Source organism: Metabacillus sp. KUDC1714 (assembly GCF_014217835.1).
In the GTDB taxonomy this organism is placed as follows: Bacteria; Bacillota; Bacilli; order Bacillales; family Bacillaceae; genus Metabacillus; species Metabacillus rhizosphaerae.
This window is the reverse complement of record NZ_CP055263.1, coordinates 5600287-5619717: the sequence shown is the minus strand read 5'-3', so window position 1 is coordinate 5619717 and position 19431 is coordinate 5600287. Positions and strand designations below refer to the sequence as shown.

At 33.7% G+C, this 19431-nt stretch carries 23 protein-coding genes, 1 other RNA gene and 1 riboswitch; of the genes, 20 read left to right on the top strand and 4 right to left on the bottom strand.

Annotated elements, in window-relative coordinates; translation table 11 throughout:
- Positions 1-47: 47 nt before the first annotated feature.
- The 12 genes from HUW50_RS26030 to HUW50_RS25975 all read left to right on the top strand — a co-directional run bounded on the left by HUW50_RS26030 (position 48) and on the right by HUW50_RS25975 (position 11858).
- Positions 48-1313 carry a ribonuclease H-like domain-containing protein gene (locus HUW50_RS26030; protein ID WP_066331753.1) on the top strand — a complete coding sequence of 422 codons (1266 nt, stop codon included), beginning with the start codon at positions 48-50 and terminating at the stop codon, positions 1311-1313.
- 302 nt (positions 1314-1615) lie between these two features.
- Positions 1616-1915, top strand: coding sequence for a CotD family spore coat protein (locus tag HUW50_RS26025; RefSeq protein ID WP_066331749.1), 300 nt, complete (start codon positions 1616-1618; stop codon positions 1913-1915).
- A 137-nt stretch (positions 1916-2052) separates the two neighbouring features.
- The gene (locus tag HUW50_RS26020; protein ID WP_066331747.1) at positions 2053-2613 is read left to right on the top strand and encodes an SLOG family protein; all 561 of its coding nucleotides are present in this window, start codon (positions 2053-2055) and stop codon (positions 2611-2613) included.
- A gap of 104 nt (positions 2614-2717) precedes the next feature.
- Positions 2718-3017, top strand: coding sequence for a cell division regulator GpsB (gpsB, locus tag HUW50_RS26015; protein WP_066331745.1), 300 nt, complete (start codon positions 2718-2720; stop codon positions 3015-3017).
- Positions 3018-3087: 70 nt separating this feature from the next.
- An RNA gene (gene rnpB / locus HUW50_RS26010) (RNase P RNA component class B) lies at positions 3088-3482 on the top strand.
- Positions 3483-3686: 204 nt separating this feature from the next.
- Positions 3687-4832: a THUMP domain-containing class I SAM-dependent RNA methyltransferase gene (locus HUW50_RS26005; RefSeq protein ID WP_066331744.1), complete on the top strand. Its 1146-nt coding sequence runs from the start codon at positions 3687-3689 to the stop codon at positions 4830-4832.
- A gap of 263 nt (positions 4833-5095) precedes the next feature.
- Positions 5096-5281 (top strand): hypothetical protein, encoded by a 186-nt coding sequence (locus tag HUW50_RS26000; protein WP_066331733.1) that lies wholly within the window; start codon positions 5096-5098, stop codon positions 5279-5281.
- 321 nt (positions 5282-5602) lie between these two features.
- Positions 5603-5797 carry a hypothetical protein gene (locus HUW50_RS25995; protein ID WP_066331726.1) on the top strand — a complete coding sequence of 65 codons (195 nt, stop codon included), beginning with the start codon at positions 5603-5605 and terminating at the stop codon, positions 5795-5797.
- Positions 5798-5976: 179 nt separating this feature from the next.
- On the top strand, positions 5977-7899 hold the full coding sequence (locus HUW50_RS25990; protein WP_066331725.1) for an ATP-dependent DNA helicase: 1923 nt from the start codon (positions 5977-5979) through the stop codon (positions 7897-7899).
- 175 nt (positions 7900-8074) lie between these two features.
- Positions 8075-9538, top strand: coding sequence for a carboxypeptidase M32 (locus HUW50_RS25985; RefSeq protein WP_066332072.1), 1464 nt, complete (start codon positions 8075-8077; stop codon positions 9536-9538).
- A 133-nt stretch (positions 9539-9671) separates the two neighbouring features.
- Positions 9672-9773: riboswitch (purine riboswitch) on the top strand.
- A gap of 181 nt (positions 9774-9954) precedes the next feature.
- Positions 9955-10548, top strand: a complete 594-nt coding sequence (locus HUW50_RS25980; protein WP_066332477.1) for a xanthine phosphoribosyltransferase — start codon at positions 9955-9957, stop codon at positions 10546-10548.
- On the top strand, positions 10545-11858 hold the full coding sequence (locus tag HUW50_RS25975) for a nucleobase:cation symporter-2 family protein (protein ID WP_185653514.1): 1314 nt from the start codon (positions 10545-10547) through the stop codon (positions 11856-11858). The genes HUW50_RS25980 and HUW50_RS25975 overlap by 4 nt, the downstream gene beginning before the upstream one ends.
- Before the next feature lie 618 nt (positions 11859-12476).
- Here the strand turns inward: HUW50_RS25975 and HUW50_RS25970 are convergent.
- Both HUW50_RS25970 and HUW50_RS25965 read right to left on the bottom strand, forming a co-directional pair.
- Positions 12477-12620, bottom strand: a complete 144-nt coding sequence (locus HUW50_RS25970; protein WP_157094390.1) for a hypothetical protein — start codon at positions 12618-12620, stop codon at positions 12477-12479.
- Positions 12621-12975: 355 nt separating this feature from the next.
- Positions 12976-13161, bottom strand: coding sequence for a hypothetical protein (locus HUW50_RS25965; protein ID WP_066332484.1), 186 nt, complete (start codon positions 13159-13161; stop codon positions 12976-12978).
- Positions 13162-13514: 353 nt separating this feature from the next.
- Here HUW50_RS25965 and HUW50_RS25960 point away from each other — a divergent pair, with 353 nt between their 5' ends.
- Positions 13515-13751 (top strand): HPr family phosphocarrier protein, encoded by a 237-nt coding sequence (locus HUW50_RS25960; protein WP_066332494.1) that lies wholly within the window; start codon positions 13515-13517, stop codon positions 13749-13751.
- Between the two features lie 110 nt (positions 13752-13861).
- On the opposite strand, the gene HUW50_RS25955 is transcribed toward HUW50_RS25960, so the two are convergent.
- Both HUW50_RS25955 and HUW50_RS25950 read right to left on the bottom strand, forming a co-directional pair.
- Entirely contained in the window at positions 13862-14308 is a 447-nt protein-coding gene (locus tag HUW50_RS25955) for a hypothetical protein (RefSeq protein WP_185653513.1), read from the bottom strand.
- Positions 14309-14566: 258 nt separating this feature from the next.
- Positions 14567-14785, bottom strand: a complete 219-nt coding sequence (locus HUW50_RS25950; RefSeq protein WP_066332500.1) for a helix-turn-helix domain-containing protein — start codon at positions 14783-14785, stop codon at positions 14567-14569.
- Between the two features lie 163 nt (positions 14786-14948).
- Between HUW50_RS25950 and HUW50_RS25945 the strand changes: the two genes are divergently transcribed.
- The 7 genes from HUW50_RS25945 (at position 14949) to HUW50_RS25915 (ending at position 19145) form a co-directional block, all read left to right on the top strand.
- Positions 14949-15203: a hypothetical protein gene (locus HUW50_RS25945; protein WP_066332501.1), complete on the top strand. Its 255-nt coding sequence runs from the start codon at positions 14949-14951 to the stop codon at positions 15201-15203.
- A 13-nt stretch (positions 15204-15216) separates the two neighbouring features.
- Positions 15217-15459: a hypothetical protein gene (locus HUW50_RS25940; protein ID WP_066332502.1), complete on the top strand. Its 243-nt coding sequence runs from the start codon at positions 15217-15219 to the stop codon at positions 15457-15459.
- 181 nt (positions 15460-15640) lie between these two features.
- Positions 15641-15865, top strand: coding sequence for a hypothetical protein (locus HUW50_RS25935; RefSeq protein ID WP_066332510.1), 225 nt, complete (start codon positions 15641-15643; stop codon positions 15863-15865).
- 77 nt (positions 15866-15942) lie between these two features.
- Positions 15943-16350, top strand: coding sequence for a VWA-like domain-containing protein (locus tag HUW50_RS25930; protein WP_066332514.1), 408 nt, complete (start codon positions 15943-15945; stop codon positions 16348-16350).
- 258 nt (positions 16351-16608) lie between these two features.
- Entirely contained in the window at positions 16609-17151 is a 543-nt protein-coding gene (locus tag HUW50_RS25925) for a GNAT family N-acetyltransferase (protein WP_066332523.1), read from the top strand.
- 343 nt (positions 17152-17494) lie between these two features.
- Complete coding sequence (locus HUW50_RS25920; protein ID WP_066332525.1) at positions 17495-18592, top strand: type III polyketide synthase; 1098 nt, start codon at positions 17495-17497, stop codon at positions 18590-18592.
- Between the two features lie 4 nt (positions 18593-18596).
- A complete protein-coding gene (locus tag HUW50_RS25915; protein ID WP_066332528.1) occupies positions 18597-19145 on the top strand; it encodes an isoprenylcysteine carboxyl methyltransferase family protein in 549 nt (182 codons plus the stop codon).
- The last annotated feature ends 286 nt before the right edge of the window (positions 19146-19431 follow it).

Sequence of the window (19431 nt, the reverse complement as noted above, 5' to 3'; positions counted from 1 at the left end):
TCGTAGCTCTGTCCTATTCCTCCATACTAAAATAAAGGATGAGGCAAATGTCGTTAAAAAATAAATTAAATAGGTTGAAAAAGCATGTGATTAGAGAAGAAAAAGATTCAAGTGATCAACAGGTAGAACATGATCCAGTTGATCACTTGTGGAAAGAGCATCAAACTTCTGTCTTTTCATATGATAAGCAAGTCTGTCTAATAAGGGAAGTGACCTATCCTTTAGATTATAAACACGGACATTATCAGCTTGGTGAATTCCATAAGATTGTTTCGATGTGGAATGAGAGTGATCAAACCCATCCGTTATCTTGTAAAGGTCATGATGCAAGTGAATTGTTTTTCTTTGATACTGAAACAACAGGACTTGGCGGGGGAGCGGGGAACACGATCTTTTTATTAGGTCAAGCTCAGGTTTTTGCTGATCGTGTTGTCATTAAGCAGCATTTATTACCTAAACCCGGCAATGAAGTTGCCTTATATCAAAGTTTTTTACAAGGAATTAATAGTAAAACTCTTGTTACTTACAATGGCAAAGCATTTGATTGGCCACAAGTAAAAACTAGGCACACGTTAATACGAGATTCTGTCCCAAGTCTTCCGGCTTTTGGTCATTTTGATCTGTTTCATGCTGCAAGGAGGCTTTGGAAAAATGAGCTTGAATCCGTAAGACTTGTTAATGTAGAAACTGAAATCCTTAATATTACCCGAGAAAATGATATTCCTGGGTTTCTAGCACCAATGCTCTATTTTCAATTTGTTAAACAACAACAACCAGATATCATAATGGGAGTCCTCAAACATAATGAAATTGACGTATTATCGCTTATCACTCTATATATCCATTTATCTATAAAACTTCTAGAAACAGATAATGAAGCAAATGCATCAGAGCACTATGAAATTGCCAGATGGTTAGATTATATAGGGGAAAAATCATCTGCATTTTCAGCTTATCAATCCTTAATGGAAAAAGAACCAAATAATAAGGATGAAGCAAATTACAATCTCTCACTGCATTATAAGAAACAAAAAGAATGGAATAAAGCGATAGAATCATGGAAGGAAATAATCCACTCATCAAATAATAAAACTATTACCTGTAAAGCATCAATTGAATTGGCTAAATACTATGAACATAAGGAAAAAAACTATGAGGATGCAATCCACTATAGTGAACTTGTGTATAAGGTGGTAAATGAAAGCGAGCAAGTTTTACTGAAATTAGATATACGTGATGTTGAAAAAAGAATAAATAGACTGAAGCGGAAATATTCAGAAAATATTGCCCGGGTAAGCGCAAAAAGTGAGTAAATTCGTCAAAAAAATGACGAAATTATGAATTTATATAGATCAAGCAATAAACCAATTGTAGATCTCTGTTGAACGATGTAAAATAAGTGACTGTACGAACTTTTAAAAGGGAGAAGAATATTGTGTACAAAAATATATTATACTTGTTTTTCATCGTTATCGTTTTAACAATTTTTATTTTCACAAACTTTAAAGAAAGCTTTTATGCTTTTCTATAAAATTAGGTACTTGCATTAGTACATGTACATCCCTTTCATCATAGGCTAGAAGTGTAAGACAAATGATTGAAAGGAGAATGATATATGCATTGTAGACCGAAAGTAATGGCACCTATCGTACACCCAACTAAATGTTGTGTACAAAATAATTATTCTGAAACGATCGTACCACACATCCATCCACAACACACAACAACTGTGAATCATGATTTTTATAAGCATCAACACTATTTCCCGCAAACTCAATCAGTTGAGAATGAGGTAACACATCAACACTTTAACGTTTACGGTCAAGCTCCAGCTCCAGGTTTTGGTTTCGGAGGTCCTGGTTTCGGAGGCCCAAGACCTCGTCCAGGATTTGGACCTGGTCCATTTGGTCGATAAGTAAACGGATTAGGAGCTGAATTTTCAGCTCCTATTCTTATTATAAAAAGTTCCCAAAGTTAGATGCTTTTTTTACGTACTCATTATTTATCGTTATAATGTGTGGTATTATTTCGTATATTGATAAGGTGATTAATGTGAAGGTTTTAACAATCTCTGGCTATAAATCGTTTGAATTAGGAGTTTTTAAAAATGATGATCAAGCTGTACAATACATTAAAAAAGCAATTGAAAAATCGTTACTTGGTTTCTTGGAAGAAGGGCTCGAATGGGTAATCATTAGTGGGCAAATGGGTGTAGAATTATGGGCAGCTGAGGTTGTATTTAACTTGCAAATGGAATACTCTGATTTAAAGCTAGCTATTCTAACGCCTTTTCTTAATCAAGAAAGTAAGTGGAATGAAATAAACAAAGAATATTATGAATTTATCTTGTCTCAGGCTGATTTTGTTGATAGTATTACAAAACGAGAGTATGAAAGTCCAGTACAATTCCGTCAAAAGAATGAATTTCTTGTAAGTAAAAGTGATGGTCTGCTTCTTTTATTTGATGAAGAAAAAGAGGGCTCTCCAAAGTATTTATTGGAAACTGCCAGAAAAAAGCAAGAATTAACTAGTTATTTCATTGGATTCATTACTTTTTCCGACCTTCAACTAGTTGTGGAGGAAGAAAATATGAAAAATGCTGATTTTTGGTGATTCGTGTAAGTTAATAACGGAAAATAGCGATTGAACGAAATTGACAATTAGCGAGATTTCTGAAAAAATATAGGTTGATGACTTCGCTATAAGAGGTGAAAGATATGCTTTCAGATAAAGTAAAATTAACGGCAAAAGAAATTTTAGAACGAGAATTTAAATCAGGAGTAAGAGGCTATAAACAAGAGGAAGTTGACAAGTTTTTAGATCTTGTTATAAAAGACTATGAAACATTCCATCAAGAAATTGAAGATCTACAACAGGAAAATCTTCGTTTGAAGAAGCAATTAGATGATACATATAAAAAACAACCACCAGTTCAAACGAACACAACAAACTTTGATATTTTAAAACGATTATCTAATCTTGAGAAACATGTATTTGGCAGTAAGCTATATGATTAAATAATCCATTTTTTTACACTTGTTTTATGAGAGATATTTAGGTATACTTAATTTTGCTGTTTCATTAATAACGTTCAGGTAATCGCTGCAGTCTTTAGGATTGTAGAGGAAAGTCCATGCTCGCACGGTGCTGAGATGCCCGTAGTGTTCGTGCCTAGCGAATTCATAAGCTAGGGCAGCAATGAGCTTTTAGCTCGGCTGACGGCAGGGAAAAAGCCTAAGTCTTCGGATATGGCTTGACTACCTTGAAAGTGCCACAGTGACGAAGTCTTACAAGAAATTGTAAGAGTGGAACGAGGTAAACCCCACGAGCGAGAAACCCAAATTATGGTAGGGGCACCTTCTTGGAGGAACCAAACGAAGAGAAGGACAGAAGCTTTACAAGCATCTGTAGATAGATGATTACCACCTGAGTACGAGGCTTTGCCGCTTGTAGTACGATGGAACAAAACATGGCTTATCGAACGTTATTAATCAGTATGAAAACATATGCACAAGGGGCTGATCAATTCAGCCCCTTTTCATTTACATATTTTCTGGTTATATCATGTCAAAATAGACGATGATGTTATAGTGAAAAGTCTTGTCCTGTAATAAGGGAATTGGTCGCTAATTAACATACATATTATATGCCTATTATAGGTAATAGGGGTAAAGGTAGGGTGAAAAATGAATAAGTTAACACTTATTGCAACATCAGCAATGGGTTTAGAAGCTATTGTTGGGAAAGAAGTTAAGGATTTAGGGTATGAGTGCAAGGTAGAGAATGGCAAAGTAACTTATGAAGCTGATGAACTTGCTATTTGTCGATCAAATTTATGGTTACGAACAGCTGATCGTATTAAGATTAAGGTTGGAGAATTTCAAGCAAAGACCTTTGATGAGCTTTTTGAAAAAACTAAAGCGTTAAACTGGGGTGATTACTTACCAGTAAACGCAGAATTTCCTGTAATAGGGAAATCTGTGAAATCTACTTTGGCAAGTGTACCTGATTGTCAGGGAATTGTTAAAAAGGCAGTAGTTGAAAAATTAAAATCTCATTATAAAACAACCGGTTGGTTTAATGAAGATGGACCCCTTTATCGAATTGAGGTAGCACTTTTAAAAGATGTTGCAACAATTACAATTGATGCAAGTGGTTCAGGTCTCCATAAGCGTGGGTTCCGAATTGATCAAGGGGGAGCACCAATTAAGGAAACACTTGCAGCAGCTCTAGTCTTACTATCAAGATGGACACCAGATCGTCCGTTTGTCGATCCTTTTTGCGGTTCAGGTACAATCCCAATGGAGGCTGCACTTATCGGTCAAAATATAGCACCAGGTTTTAATCGTGAATTTGCTTCGGAAAAGTGGCATTGGATTGGCAAGGAAAAGTGGGATCTTGCAAGACAGGAAGTTGAAGAAAAGGCAAAGTATGATCAACCCCTTGATATTCAAGCTGCAGACATTGACCATCGTATGATCCGTATTGCTGAGGCTAATGCTGAGGAAGCAGGTCTTCGTGAGCTTATAAACTTTAAACAAATGCAAGTTAAGGATTTTACTACAACAAAGGAATTTGGTGTGATAGTCGGCAATCCTCCTTATGGAGAGCGACTCGGTGAAAAAAGAGCTGTAGAGCAAATGTACAAGGAAATGGGACAAGCATTTGCTCCGTTAGATACATGGAGTATCTATATGCTTACTTCTCATGAGGGCTTTGAAGACTTTTATGGAAAGCCAGCAACAAAAAAACGCAAGCTGTTTAACGGCTTTATAAAAACTGATTTCTATCAATATTGGTCAAATGTACGCCCACCAAGAAACAAGGATTAAATTAGGTGGCAGACTTTATAGTTTTAGTGAAATTTAGAGTCTGCTTCTATTGTCTTTAACAAAGGCTCTTTTCTAAGAGATTGTTCCTTTTAAAACGAAAACTGTTTAAGGTTGATTGGAGCGAGCATCTGTAGCGGAAATCAACCACCCCGCACTAACATGGTAAATAGCAACAAAGTTTGCGAGAACAGCCTTAATAAAGAATTACTCTACGCTAATTAGACTATCCTTGTTATAATATAGGATAAAAGGAGGTGGAATAATTGTCTTCAATACTTAATCAACTTGGACCAAAATATTTTGCTTTAGATGCAGCGCGTGTGGATGCAAGTCCGACCGAAGTAATTATAACGAATGATGAAGGAAATACATACTATATTGTTACACCTGATGTGTTAACAGAGGAGTTACTAGAATTGGGATTTAAAAAAGTAGAAGGCGAAGAGTAATTTCTCTTCGTTTTTCTAATTCCATAATAATAATAACCTTTTTCTCATAATTTAATTCTGCAAGTTTCTTCTAGCTAACATAGATCACTTTACAAAGCCTTTTTCGAATAAAATAAGCTTGTTTTGTTAAATATAAGACCATTCCTAAAAATGAATCGTTTCAATGTGAAAATCAACAAGTAAATATTAGTAATAAAGAATAAGACCGAAATCATATGATTAATAATTAGCGAAAACTTTTCATGCTAGATTCATAATAGGTTCTTACTTTAATACGGTTGATTTGATATTGAAAGTAATAATGAAGGGTGGTTTTATTTTATGTATGAAGATCAGCAATTTCAACTTATTTCAAAGGCACTAAGTTCCACTCAAAAATCGTTAGAGGAACAAATAGGATTAGAGTCTCCTGCAGTGCTTCAAATAGGAAATGCTAGAGAAGATATGATTAAAGCTTTATCACATGCAACATCGATTGATCATCAATTAATAATTGAAACTTTATTTGATAAATAAAAATTTAGAAAAGCCTGGTTTACGATCATACTAATAATATAAATTCTCAAAAAGGAGTGGCTAAATTTGGCTAACTCCTTTTTAGATGTATACATATGAATTGACATCTTCTTTATTAAATAAGATAATTATATTTTGTGGATTAATTGGAAATTGAAATTATTGGAGGAAACGTACACATGGTGACGTCCCGTTTGCCTTTTGCTATATCAAAGGATGAGAGCTTTTACCAAGCCTTAAACAATTGGATAGGAGATGTTTTTTACGATATCCTTCCTGAGAAAGGGTTTGAGTTAAGAGACGAACAAATTTTCATGGCCTTTCAATTGGAGAGGGCATATCAAGAGAAAAAAGTTATGTTTGCTGAAGCAGGGGTTGGTACAGGGAAAACTATCGTGTACTTGCTATATGCTTTATCATATGCGAGATATACAGGTAAACCAGCAATCATTGCTTGTGCAGATGAAACGTTAATAGAACAGCTAGTTAAGCAAGAGGGCGACATTGCAAAGTTGTCTGAATTTCTTGATTTACAAATGGATGTCCGTCTTAGTAAAACCCATAGTCAATATTTATGTTTAAATAAACTAGATGACGTTATCCAAAAAAATGGGGATGAAAAATATTTAGATGTCTATCAATCACTTCCAGACTTCGTTCATGAAAAAGCTGGTATGCAACAATTTTCAGCGTATGGTGATCGTAAGGAATTCGGGCATCTTTCTGATGAAGAATGGGACAAGATTGGATGGGATTCCTTTCAAGATTGTTTTACTTGTTCACAAAGACATCGCTGTGGTCTAACATTGTCACGAGATTACTATCGTAAAGCTACTGATATCATTGTATGTTCACATGACTACTTTATGGAGCATGTGTGGACATATGAATCAAGAAAACGTGAAGGTCAAATGCCGCTTTTGCCTGAGTATAGTAGCGTTGTATTTGATGAGGGGCACTTATTGGAGTTTGCTGCTCAAAAGGCACTAACACACCGTGTTAAGCAAAGCTCGTTACAAATCTTTTTAGAACGATTACTACAAAATGAGATTCGTGAAGAGCTTGCATATCTAGTTGAGGATGGTCTAGCTATTAACGATGAATTTTTTGATGATATACAACAATGTACCACTAGTGTTGAAGGATCAAATCGTCTGAAAATTAATCGCAAGACTAAGCTTCAAACTACAGCAAACAATCTACAAAAAAAATTAGCTGAAATTAGTGAAGCACTTGTATTTGAAGGCGAGCTTTTTACAATTGATGATTATGAATTGAAAATTGTTGAAGAGTTTATTGATCAAATGGAGTATTCACTTTCATTGTTTAATCAAAAAAATAATGCGGTGAGCTGGGTTGAAGAAAAAGACAACGATTATAGCCTTGTTATCATGCCAAGAAAAGTTGAGGAAGTTTTAAAAGAAAGAGTATTTTCAAAGAACTTGCCTTTTATTTTCTCTTCAGCTACTCTTTCAGAAAGTAAATCTTTTGATTTTATTGCAAACAGTTTAGGGATAAACGATTATTTATCACTTTCTGTTGAATCACCGTTTGACTACGATGAGCAAATGAAATTACAGCTCGTTAATGAAGTAGATCGAGCAATGAAATTTTCTAGAACGCTAGAAGAATTAACTCACTCTGGGGGAAGAGGACTTATCTTATTTTCTTCTCAACAAGAATTAAAGTGGTTCAAAGCTTCTATTGCTTCAAATAGCTATGAGTTTCCAATTCTCTTTGAAGGTGATAAAGAAATTAGCTCACTTGTGAAGGAATTCCAGCAACATGAGGAATCAGTTCTATGTGCAGTTCATTTATGGGAAGGCCTAGATATACCAGGCCCATCACTTTCTAATGTGATTATATGGACTTTACCATATCCTCCTGAAGACCCTGTGTTCGAAGCGAAAAGGTCAGATAAGAAGGATCCCTTCATGGAAGTAGATTTACCATATATGCTCTTAAGGCTTAGACAAGGAATGGGCAGATTGATTAGAACTAGTGAAGACAGCGGATCTATCACAATTTTTCTTGGAGATAATGATCAGTTTGTTATGGATCAAATAACTGCTGTATTACCTGTAGAGCCAATTGTTGGATAGGCTGGAGCTTTTGCTCTTTGTCTATCCTTTTTTTACGTTACAAATCCGTTGCATAAAATGATGAAGAAATTTGATTGACAATAATGATCAGGGTATTTACGCTTTAAATAACTAGACAAAGGGAGTGATTTAATTGACTCAAATTGAAAAGGATTTTTTGGATTATATAAAAAAAATGCAAGCGTATGAAGAAGCTATCAATGTCATGTATTGGGATATGCGCACAGGAGCACCTAAAAAGGGACTTGAACAGCGTTCAGAAGTTGTTGGTATGCTATCAACCGAAGCTTTCCAAATGCTTGTATCAGATCAAATGAATGAATATTTGGTAGCTCTATCAAAAGATGAAGTATATAGCGGACTTAATCCAGTGACACAAAAGGCTGTTGAGCTTCTCAAAAAAGAATACAAAAAAAATAAAGTAATTCCTCCGAAGGAATATCAAGAATATGTTGTCCTTTGTTCAAAAGCTGAATCAGTTTGGGAAGATGCGAAGGAAAAGTCTGATTTTCAATCCTTTGCACCTTATTTGCAAAAGCTTGTAGATTATAATAAAAAACTTATTACATATTGGGGTTATGAAGGAAATAAATATAATACATTGTTAAATGAATATGAACCAGGCGTCACTGTTGAAGTATTGGATCAAGTATTTGCGCAAGTGCGGGAAAAAATTGTGCCACTTGTAAAAAAAATTGCCGAGTCATCCCATCAGCCTAAAACGGATTTTTTATATCATCATTTTCCTAAATTAAATCAACGTGGGCTTAGTGAGTTCCTGTTAAATGAATTAGGCTATGATTTTGAAGCAGGTCGATTAGATGAAACGGTTCATCCCTTTGAAATTACGCTTAACCGTGGTGATGTCAGGGTAACGACAAAGTATGATGAGAAAGATTTCCGGACAGCGATCTTTGGTACAATTCATGAATGTGGACACGCAATATATGAGCAAAACATATCAGAAAAGCTTGAAGGGACTTTTTTATGCAGTGGTACTTCAATGGGGATACATGAGTCGCAATCACTATTCTATGAAAATTTTGTCGGAAGAAATAAAGGTTTCTGGCAGCGTTACTATAATAACCTAAAGGATTTTTCTCCAGAGCAATTTGATGGTGTTAGTTTACAAGACTTTTATGAAGCCATAAATGAGTCAAAGCCTTCCCTTATTCGTATTGAGGCAGATGAGCTAACCTATTCTCTTCATGTTATGGTTCGTTATGAAATCGAAAAAGCTTTATTTAACGATGAAATAACTGTAGAAGAGCTTCCTCGTATTTGGAATGAAAAATATGAAGAATACTTAGGTGTCACACCTCCAAATGATGCAAAGGGTGTATTGCAGGATGTTCATTGGGCAGGAGGAAGCTTTGGATATTTTCCGTCATATGCATTGGGGTATATGTATGCAGCACAATTTAAACATGCAATGCTGAAAGATTTACCTGATTTTAATGAATTAATTGAAACAGGCCAATTTGAAAAAATTAGAAATTGGTTAACAGAGCATATTCACCAATATGGGAAAACAAAACAACCTTTAGAGATATTGAAGGATGTAACAGGTGAAGGATTAAATGCTAAGTATTTAATTGAATATCTTGAAGAAAAGTATCGTTACATCTATCATATTTAAATACATTTATTAAAGAGGAAGCAGCTCAGTTGCTTCTTTTTTAATTGTACGAATATTCTTAATTAGTTTAATGATTAAAGTTCGTGTTTTTCGCAAAAAAATATTTGCAAATCATTCATTTATTGTTATAATTCATTTAATTGCAAATAACGCTCATATAATCGTGGGAATATGGCCCACAAGTTTCTACCAAATAACCGTAAATTATTTGACTATGAGTGAGGTTAAATGTTTCGCTATAAAAAATGGGTATTTTCCTATTTTTTTATAAAAGCGGCATTGCTTCACTTATAGTGAAGCAATGCCGCTTTTTGTATTATTAAAATTTAAATTACAGAAGAAAGCATAAAAAATAAGGCTCTCTTTTTGTAACTATTCATATAAATTAATTTAATTAATCGTTAGGGAGGAAGAAAATGAAACTGCTTAGAGAAAAAATACAAGATGAGGGTATAGTTCTTTCTGACGGTGTGTTAAAAGTTGACTCATTCTTAAATCATCAAATCGATCCAGAGCTTATGAAAGAGATAGGCTTAGAGTTTGCTAGACTTTTTAAAAAAGAAGGTATTACAAAAATCGTGACAATCGAATCCTCAGGTATATCTCCTGCTGTTATGGCTGGTCTTGAGCTTGGTGTGAAGGTTATCTTTGCAAGAAAGAGAAAATCTTTAACATTAACAGATAACTTACTCGTATCTTCTGTCTATTCATTTACAAAACAAGAAGAAAATACAATTGCTGTATCTTCCCAATTTCTAAACAAATCAGACCGAGTACTTATAATTGACGACTTTTTGGCAAATGGAGAGGCAGCAAAAGGATTAATCGATATTGTGAAAAAATCAGGTGCTTCCATTCAAGGTATCGGGATTGTGATCGAGAAATCGTTTCAAAAGGGTGCAAGTGAATTAAAGAATTCAGGCTACAGAGTCGAATCTTTAGCGAGAATTCAATCGTTAAGAGATGGCAAGGTAAGCTTTGTTGAAGAATTTGAGGAGGTTAAAGCATGAAGCAATCATTACAAAACGTTTCGTTAGGTATCCAACATGTACTTGCTATGTATGCTGGTGCTGTTGTAGTTCCTTTAATTGTAGGAAGTGCAATTGGTTTATCTGGAGCACAATTAACTTACTTAGTTGCGATTGATATTTTTATGTGTGGTATCGCTACGTTTTTACAAGTTTGGAAAAATCGTTTTTTCGGACTTGGCTTACCAGTTGTATTAGGATGTACGTTTACTGCAGTTGGGCCGATGATTGCCATCGGTAATGAATATGGCGTATCCTCGATCTATGGAGCTATTCTTGTTTCTGGACTCATCGTTATTCTTATTTCATCTGTCTTTGGAAAGTTAGTTAAGTTTTTCCCACCTGTTGTAACAGGTTCTGTTGTAACGATCATTGGAATTACATTAATTCCTGTTGCAATGAATAACATGGCAGGAGGTCAAGGAAGTCCAACTTTCGGTTCAAAAGAAAACCTTATTCTCGCGTTTGGAGTTCTATTCTTAATCATACTTCTTAATCGCTTTTTTACAGGATTTATTAGAGCTATTTCAATTTTAATTGGTATTATCGCAGGAACTGTTGTGGCTGGTTTTATGGGGATGGTAGACCTACAGGCTGTTAATGATGCTTCATGGTTTAATATCGGAAAGCCTTTTTACTTTGGTACGCCTACCTTTGAATTAGCACCAATTATTACAATGACGATTGTTGCAGTTGTAAGTATGGTTGAATCTACAGGTGTGTATTTTGCGTTAAGTGATATTTGCAACAAAAAACTTGACGATAAAGATTTAGCTAGAGGGTATCGTGCAGAAGGTCTCGCTTATATGCTAGGTGCAATTTTCAACGCATTTCCATATACAACATTTTCGCAAAATGTAGGTCTTATTCAAATGTCTGGCATTAAAACAAATCGTGTTATATACACAACAGCAATCATGTTAATTGGATTAGGCTTAGTACCAAAAATTGCTGCTTTAGCAACAGTTATTCCTTCATCTGTTTTAGGTGGCGCGATGGTTGCTATGTTTGGAATGGTTGTTGCTTATGGGATCAAAATGCTTGGCCAGGTTGAGTTTGCTTCACAGGAAAATCTATTAATCGTCGCTTGTTCCGTTGGGTTAGGGCTTGGCGTAACAGTTGTCCCAGAGATTTTCGCAGGTCTTCCTGAATCAGTTAAAATTTTAACGAATAGCGGTATTGTTGCTGGAAGTATCACGGCGATCGTACTAAATATCGTTTTTAATGTCATTCCATCTGGTAAAAAAGCTGGAAGCAATCGTGATGCTGTTGTTCAAGGGCAAGCATCTTAAAGAAATAAGTATAAAGTGAAAATCAGCACGCTTAATCCAACATTCTATTAGTGAAAAAACGTTAAAACGTTACCTACATTTTCGTGTGTATAACATGAATTTGGAGGTGACGTTTTTTTATATATAAAAAGAAGGCTGTTTTCGCAAACTTTGTTGCTTTTAAAATAGTATTGGGTTGGTTGATTGGCGCTCCAGGATGCTCGCTTTCCGTGGGGCGGGCGATGAGCCTCCTCAGCGCGAAGCGCCTGCGGGGTCTCATCTGTCCCGCTACTCCCACAGGAGTCTCGCACCTTCCGCACCAATCACCCTAATCAGTTTTATTCAAAAACAACAATCTTTTAGAAAAGAGCCAAAAAGAAAAAGAATGACCGCCAGAGTAAATTCTGTAAAAGAAAATGTGAGGATAAACGTTTTATTTTACATTTCAAAAAGGGTTAAGAATGTTTCATTTCAGCGGAAAAGTCAGAAGGTTAACGTGATAGCACTATTGGTTTGGTTCTTATAATGAACATTACGGATTTATATTACGAGTAAATGATTTGGATATGAGTGTTATTAGATACCAATAGTAAGGGGAATTATGCGAAAAATTTTATTTGTTTTTTTACACTAAGAAAGTCAATACTTAACTCCTACAAATTTTAGATTCCGTTCTTCCTTACTATTTTTTATTACTTCCTTTACTATGGAAACAGCTTCCAGAATAGAATTTGCACTAATTTCAATTTCTTCAGAATCAATAGAAAAGATAAATCGCTTCATTGAATACACCGCCTCTTTGAAAGTTTTTTTCAGAATAGGCAAGGCATGTATCAAAGCACCACAGGGGAGTGGGTAGTGTTACATTCCTTGTACCTAATCTATGTATTAATGATATGTTAGGAATGTTACTAATGCTAATTAATTGTGAGGTTTTCTTCCTTTGTTATATTGTCGAAAACACATAAATGCGTAACAAAATGTTCACTTAATGTTCATATTTAATCAGACAACATAGACAGTTGCTAAGTGAGTTGTGGCTTCTCTGCTATGTAATTTCAAATGTAATTTAACTCCTAATCCAATTTAATATAACGAAAAAGAAGAAAAGCACCCTATAAAGAGTGCCTTCCGAATTCTATTTACTAAACAAACTTCTAACGCCTTTATAAATTAAAACGAGTGAGAAGACTAATACAGTTAATATGCCAAGTATATTAAAATAAGGTGCTAAAGCAGATAAGAATGTTTCCTCTAGATTAACCTTAATAAGTGCAAAACCAGATAGGATCGTTGCAAGGAATAAGAAAATCCGATTATCCATTATTTTCACTCCTTCCTATAGGGTTGTTAAATTATATGACCTAAATGTTACAAATATGACAGGTTTGTAAAAGTATCGTAAGGATGCTTTTTAATTTTGTTAAAATTTAGAAAGGTGATGTGAAAATAGGAAAATGAATGAACGATATGAGTTTTTAAAAAAACAATGGGTAGTTTATTAAATCAAAAAGAGGTAAGCAGGTAAATTGATTAGTTGGGAGGATTCAATATTGGTACCATTTACTCATTGAATAAATGAAGGAATTATTATCTGCAAATGAATCAAAAATTCTTGTCATGACATACCTATATATAAAATAGAATTTAACTATTCTTACTATAGGAGAAAAGCAAATGAGAGTAAAGGATATAAAAATAACTCAAAATCTATCAGTAACTAAATTAATTGAATTAACCGAAGTTGCAAATAAGTTCGAATCAGAAATTCACATTGTTGGGAAGCATTATAAAGTGGATGCTAAAAGCTTAATGGGCTTATTGGCAACAATAAGGAATGAAGAAGTAACAATCCTTACAAAAGGAGAAGATGAAGAAGAAGCGATCAAAGAGTTTATAAAATTGTTGATATAGTCGGAGTAAGGCAATTTCTAGTTCTTTAGCTTTTCAAAGAAGGAATAGATCTTTATACAATGAAAAGGCTGACTTATGTCAGCCCCTAATCTAACTCGTTCATACATGATTTAACTCTCTAAGATTCTTTCCTTTTGTTCTTCATACTCGTCTTCTGATAAAATCTCCAAGTCTGCTAATTCTTTTAACTTTTTAAGCTTTTCAAAGTTATCAATTGCGGAATCTGCACGTTGTCCTTTTATTTCTTCTATTTTATTATCGATCGTTTCCTTCAAATCTAATGCAAGTTCCTTTTCGTTTTTGGAAAATTCAATCGTATTTTCATGCTTTTCATTTTTATTTTTATTTTCTCCACAATCTAATACAATATTACCATTAGACGCTAAACTAGGATTCTTAAGTGTAACATTAGTAATATTTTTGAATTGAATAAGTTTGACTCTGTTAAATTTACCTAAAAATCCGTGATGAATAATTTCAATACTACTCTGATACATGTATATTGTTGTTTTACTTCCTTTTTTGAAGATATATTCTTTAAATGCTAACTCAGCCATCGTAAGCTCCTTTTCTAATAAACAAGTTAATTATATTTTACATAAAATTCACTCAAAAGTTAAGGTTCATTGATTAAAAAAAGCTAATTTGGTAGAGTATTATGGTAAATTTAATATTTGTAATATTTTTCGCAGTTCCTGCTTTTATTTTGAATACGGACTAAAGCAGGTAAAAAATGCCTTCTCTTACTCAAAATTGAGTGAAAGAAGGCATTTTTATTTTTTCGATCAGAATAAATTAATTTTATAGAGATCTAATCACTTATCTGAAACTTTCCAGGAATACAACTCTTCAATTGAACAATTTAGTTCTTTTGAAATTGTCATGGCATTATTTAAATTCATGACCTTAGTATCTAAATAATTAGTAAGTTGGTCCTTTGGAATATTAGTATTAAGAGCAAGGGTGTCAAGATCGGTGTTGTTTTTTAATAAAAGTTGCTTGAAATTACTTTTTTTAGCTTTGTATGTAGCCAATATTTTACACCTCTCTTCTATTGTAAGGATACCATAGTGACTGATTAAAAGAAAGTAGATCATTTATCATTGTCGTATTTAGATCATAATAATTTATATAATCATTAGCATCTTATGTTTTATAACATATAGTAATATAAGTGTTTGAAGAGGGTGGTTACAATTGAAGCCTGTTCAAAGCGTATTTAATTTTAATAACATAAAGATATTGAATATGTCAGGAAACTCATCATTTAACATTGGTGAAATAAGTAACAAAGAGTTTTCTTCTACAAATAATATTAAGGGATTAAACTCCTCTATAGGTGATCACTCTGAATCTCAATCAATTATGAAAATATCCGACTTTGATGAGGAAGATAATGAACAACCTAAAGCAAAGGATCCTTCAGAATCGGAAACCTTTAACCCAATATGAAAGGAGAATTAATTTGTCCTCTTCCAATTTTTTTAACCTCCAGGGTATTAAAATTGTAAATATTTCTGGGAATGCATCGATAAATCCGGGTTCATCAAATATATCTGGTAATGGTATCACAGGTAAAATTGTAGGATTAAGTTTTGGAATTGGTGATGGATCAATAACAAATTCAATGCATTACAACACGTATATAGATCCAGATCTTGTTGATCAAAATGAAGGTGCGAGTCCATCAAATTCTTCGCAGTTGTAGGTAGGGATAAATAAAATAATATTCATAAAAATTGGACTTTCTGATGTTGATATGATTTTTCATTTCATGAAATTTATTAAAAGAATATAATCTATGTTCTTTTTTTTTTGAACTTCTCCAATTTGAAGTAAGGTTTAAAATATCATCTCATGATACATATTAAGGAAAAAGAGGTGATGATATGAATTTCTTGAATACTTTTTCTGATTGGAAGCAAGCAAGAAATGAAAAGGTACGTTCAGAGATGGAATCTTTAGGACGATGCCCGGATTGCAGAGGAAAAGGCTTTATATCAACATTAACGAGCGTTTATACACCTACGTTTGATGCGATTTTTGACTGTCCTGGATGTAATGGAAGTGGCCAATTTTCTGATTGGAACGTGTCTGATAATAACTTAACATAAGATTTTTCTTATAAATCATTTTAAGTTTGCACAAAATAGATATGCTTCAGAAAAAATTGTGAGGGGGAGTTATTAATATGAAATGGCAAAGACTGTTACTTTCTAAGTTACAAGAAAGAGAAGGTAAAAAAATTGCCCTCGCAATAGACACATCTACAAATCAAACAAAAACAATACTAATCCAAAATATTGTTAAATTGTTTGGTGAAGTGTGTCCAAAGAGCTTATTAGTACAAGCAGACTTTAAAATAAGAAGTATTACTTCGATAAAAGACGATCAAATAAAATATTATACACATGGTAAATCGTCTTATACAGAAGTGTTAGAATGGACAGAAAAAGAAGAAATAGACACACTTTTTTATATTACTGATGTAACAGGATATTTTTATGAAGAATTAACATTTAAAAAAGAGGTATTCTGGTTAGTTCCAGATGAGTTTGTCCCTAAAGTACCTTTTGGAAAAGCGATTCGTGTTGCTTAACAAAATCTAATATGTTGTTAAACGATATTATAAAATCAAGGAAAGACTGAGTATTCTCATTAGAATTACTCAAATATGACAGGGGGATAGAGAAACTAGCCATTTTAATTTTTCATTAAAACAAACAAATCTAATAGGTTATTTGCTCATAAATTTGCGAGTTTCCGTCCGAATTATCTTTTTCCTAGAAAGGAAAGGCTGACAGCTAATGTCAGCCTTTAAATTATTGGCTTGTTTTCTATTAAGGGGTTGATGAGCATGACAGAAAATCAACAGATAAAAGAATTTATCGCAAAAAATGGGGATGCAGTTGTGCTACGTCCTGCTAGAACGGATGATGCAGCACAAATCGTTAAAGCAGTAGAAAATATATTGAAAATTGGTTCTTATATTCAAAAAGAAAGTGCACGTACGGTAAATGAAGAAAAAGAATTTATAAATGAAATGAAGAAACTTGATAATATGTATGTAACAGTAGAAATAGAAAATAAAATTGTTGGAATAGCTAGGATAATCAGAGGGGAGCTTGAAATGAAAAGGCACACAGGTCTTTTTAGAACATGGCTTATAAAATCAGCACAAGGAAATGGAATAGGGAGTCAAATCATGGATTATACACTTTATTGGTGTAGAACACATGAGTTACATAAATTATGTTTAACAGTATTCGCATCAAATGATTTAGCTGTTAAACTATATGAAAGATATGGTTTCATCCAGGAAGGTACACAGAAAGAGCAAGTAAAAGTAGATGGACGTTACGATGATGAAATATTTATGGCATATTTTTTCAGATCTTAAGATTACCAAAATTTAATAATGATAATGGGTGTAAATTGCGATATAATAATAGTGCACAACAACAACTCCTTTAATACGTCTAGCTTTTCCCCAGATGGGAAAGGCTTTTTTTATCGTTTGCGAATTAAAATGTTGATCTGTGGAACCACCGAACTACATCAATCCCTAATCTCTAGCCCAAGATTATTGCCATAAGCTGATAATGCCCCTAAAGAACTTTTAAACTAACTTTACTTCACAATCCCTTCAATATCTGTTTTATTTTATTTAAAACCCTCAAAAACGGATAATTTTACATTTATTTGGTAATAGTATCCTTAATGAAATTGAGGTGAATTTACCATTGGCCTATATATTATCTGTAGGTAAGGCAATCCCAGAAAACGAAATGAGTCAGGATACAACAGTTGAATTTGCTAAGGAAATTTTCCAAGATTCTTTTAAGGATATCGAACGTTTACTAACCGTTTTTAAAAATGGTGAGATTCAAAAAAGAGATTTTGTTGAAAATCTAGATTGGTACAAAAAACAGCATACATTTGAAGAGAAAAACCAAATGTATGTTGATAAGGCAGTCAAATTAGGTAGTGAAGCGGTTAAAAACTGTTTGACCAACTCTAAACTTTTAGATCAATCAATCGACTATAAAGAAATTGATGCGATTTTTTTTATTAGTAGTACCGGGATTTCGACACCGAGTATTGATGCAAAGATTATCAATCAATTGCCTTTTAAAGAAACAATAAAACGAATTCCGATTTGGGGATTAGGATGTGCAGGCGGAGCTTCTGGTCTTTCCCGTGCATATGAATATTGCAAGGCATATCCGAAATCACTCGTTCTTGTGATTTCAGTAGAGCTATGTAGTTTAACCTTTCAACACGATGATTTTACAAAGAGTAATTTAATCGGTACATCACTGTTTGCTGATGGTGTAGCTTGTACATGTCTTGCTGGTGAATCTTCTAACAGGCTGAAACATTCAAAACTAAATGCTCTCCCCTTTATTAAAGGAACTAGATCAACGTTCTTAAGAGATTCGGAGGATGTTATGGGTTGGGAGATTAAAAATAATGGATTTTATGTCGTGTTCTCCCGTGATATTCCTTCAATTATTAATCAATGGCTTCGCCCTCAAGTAAAAGGTTTTTTACAAGAGAAAGGTTTAAGTATAGAAGAAATTGCTCATTTTATTGCACATCCAGGGGGAAAAAAAGTTCTTGATGCCTATATGGATGGATTGGGCTTTAAAGAACAGCATTTACATATTTCTAAAGAAGTACTAATTAATCATGGAAACATGTCATCTGTAACAGTTATGTATGTACTTCAAGAATATCTTGAGAGGGAAATTGGTCAGGAGAATGAATATGGATTAATCGGTGCACTAGGGCCGGGGTTTAGCTCAGAAATGCTACTTGTTCATTGGGAGAGTGTATAAACAAATGTTCTATGGCTTATTGTTGCTTCTAATTGTTCAAAGAGTAACCGAGATGTTTATTGCTAAGCGAAATGAAAAATGGCTGTTAAATAGGGGAGGAATTGAACATGGAAGTGAGCATTATCCTTACATTGTTGCACTTCATGTAATGTTTTTACTATCTCTCTTATTTGAGGTTAATATCCTCCACAAAGAAGTAACGGTATTATGGTACATACTCGTTCCAATACTGGCTTTTACACAACTAATTCGCTATTGGGCTGTGGTGTCGTTGGGTAGTTATTGGAATACGAAAATTATTATTGTTCCAAATGATCTTGTAGTTTTGAAAGGACCGTATCAATATATGCGGCATCCTAACTATGTAGTGGTAGCAGTGGAGTTCTTATTCATTCCATTATTATATCAAGCGTACTTTACCGCAGTATTATTTTCATTATTGAACATCGTCATGATGACAATCCGGATACCAGCAGAGGAAAAGGCACTTCAGTTGCATACTAATTACCAAGAAGTATTCAACTTGAGATCAAGATTTGTACCGAAAAGATAATGAACTTTTTTCAGAAAAATGAGAAAGTAATATTGAAAATGATTATCATTAATGGTACAATATTTTTGTAATGAAAATCATTCTCATTTTAAATCTTGGAGGTCTACTGCGAATATGACGATGTTATTTGTAGGTTGTACCGTTGTTGCATATAGTGTATTGATTGGCTACATATTAAAGAATATAAATGTACGAAAGGCATAACTTTTTCTGCTCACCTCAGGTGAGCTTTTATTTTGCGTTAAATGTTTAGTAAATAAACGACACAAAGAAAATCAAGCATAAA

Excerpts from the sequence above, each read along its gene's own strand:
- HUW50_RS25975 (WP_185653514.1), top strand. The coding sequence starts at position 10,545 with ATGAAGCAATCATTACAAAACGTTTCGTTAGGTATCCAACATGTACTT.
- HUW50_RS25960 (WP_066332494.1), top strand. The coding sequence starts at position 13,515 with ATGAGAGTAAAGGATATAAAAATAACTCAAAATCTATCAGTAACTAAA.
- HUW50_RS26005 (WP_066331744.1), top strand. The coding sequence starts at position 3,687 with ATGAATAAGTTAACACTTATTGCAACATCAGCAATGGGTTTAGAAGCT.
- HUW50_RS25995 (WP_066331726.1), top strand. The coding sequence starts at position 5,603 with ATGTATGAAGATCAGCAATTTCAACTTATTTCAAAGGCACTAAGTTCC.
- HUW50_RS25935 (WP_066332510.1), top strand. The coding sequence starts at position 15,641 with ATGAATTTCTTGAATACTTTTTCTGATTGGAAGCAAGCAAGAAATGAA.
- HUW50_RS25990 (WP_066331725.1), top strand. The coding sequence starts at position 5,977 with ATGGTGACGTCCCGTTTGCCTTTTGCTATATCAAAGGATGAGAGCTTT.
- HUW50_RS26030 (WP_066331753.1), top strand. The coding sequence starts at position 48 with ATGTCGTTAAAAAATAAATTAAATAGGTTGAAAAAGCATGTGATTAGA.
- HUW50_RS25970 (WP_157094390.1), bottom strand. The coding sequence starts at position 12,620 with ATGAAGCGATTTATCTTTTCTATTGATTCTGAAGAAATTGAAATTAGT.
- gpsB (WP_066331745.1), top strand. The coding sequence starts at position 2,718 with ATGCTTTCAGATAAAGTAAAATTAACGGCAAAAGAAATTTTAGAACGA.
- HUW50_RS25955 (WP_185653513.1), bottom strand. The coding sequence starts at position 14,308 with ATGGCTGAGTTAGCATTTAAAGAATATATCTTCAAAAAAGGAAGTAAA.
- HUW50_RS25915 (WP_066332528.1), top strand. The coding sequence starts at position 18,597 with ATGTTCTATGGCTTATTGTTGCTTCTAATTGTTCAAAGAGTAACCGAG.
- HUW50_RS25985 (WP_066332072.1), top strand. The coding sequence starts at position 8,075 with ATGCAAGCGTATGAAGAAGCTATCAATGTCATGTATTGGGATATGCGC.
- HUW50_RS26025 (WP_066331749.1), top strand. The coding sequence starts at position 1,616 with ATGCATTGTAGACCGAAAGTAATGGCACCTATCGTACACCCAACTAAA.
- HUW50_RS25980 (WP_066332477.1), top strand. The coding sequence starts at position 9,955 with ATGAAACTGCTTAGAGAAAAAATACAAGATGAGGGTATAGTTCTTTCT.
- HUW50_RS25925 (WP_066332523.1), top strand. The coding sequence starts at position 16,609 with ATGACAGAAAATCAACAGATAAAAGAATTTATCGCAAAAAATGGGGAT.
- HUW50_RS25965 (WP_066332484.1), bottom strand. The coding sequence starts at position 13,161 with ATGGATAATCGGATTTTCTTATTCCTTGCAACGATCCTATCTGGTTTT.
- HUW50_RS25930 (WP_066332514.1), top strand. The coding sequence starts at position 15,943 with ATGAAATGGCAAAGACTGTTACTTTCTAAGTTACAAGAAAGAGAAGGT.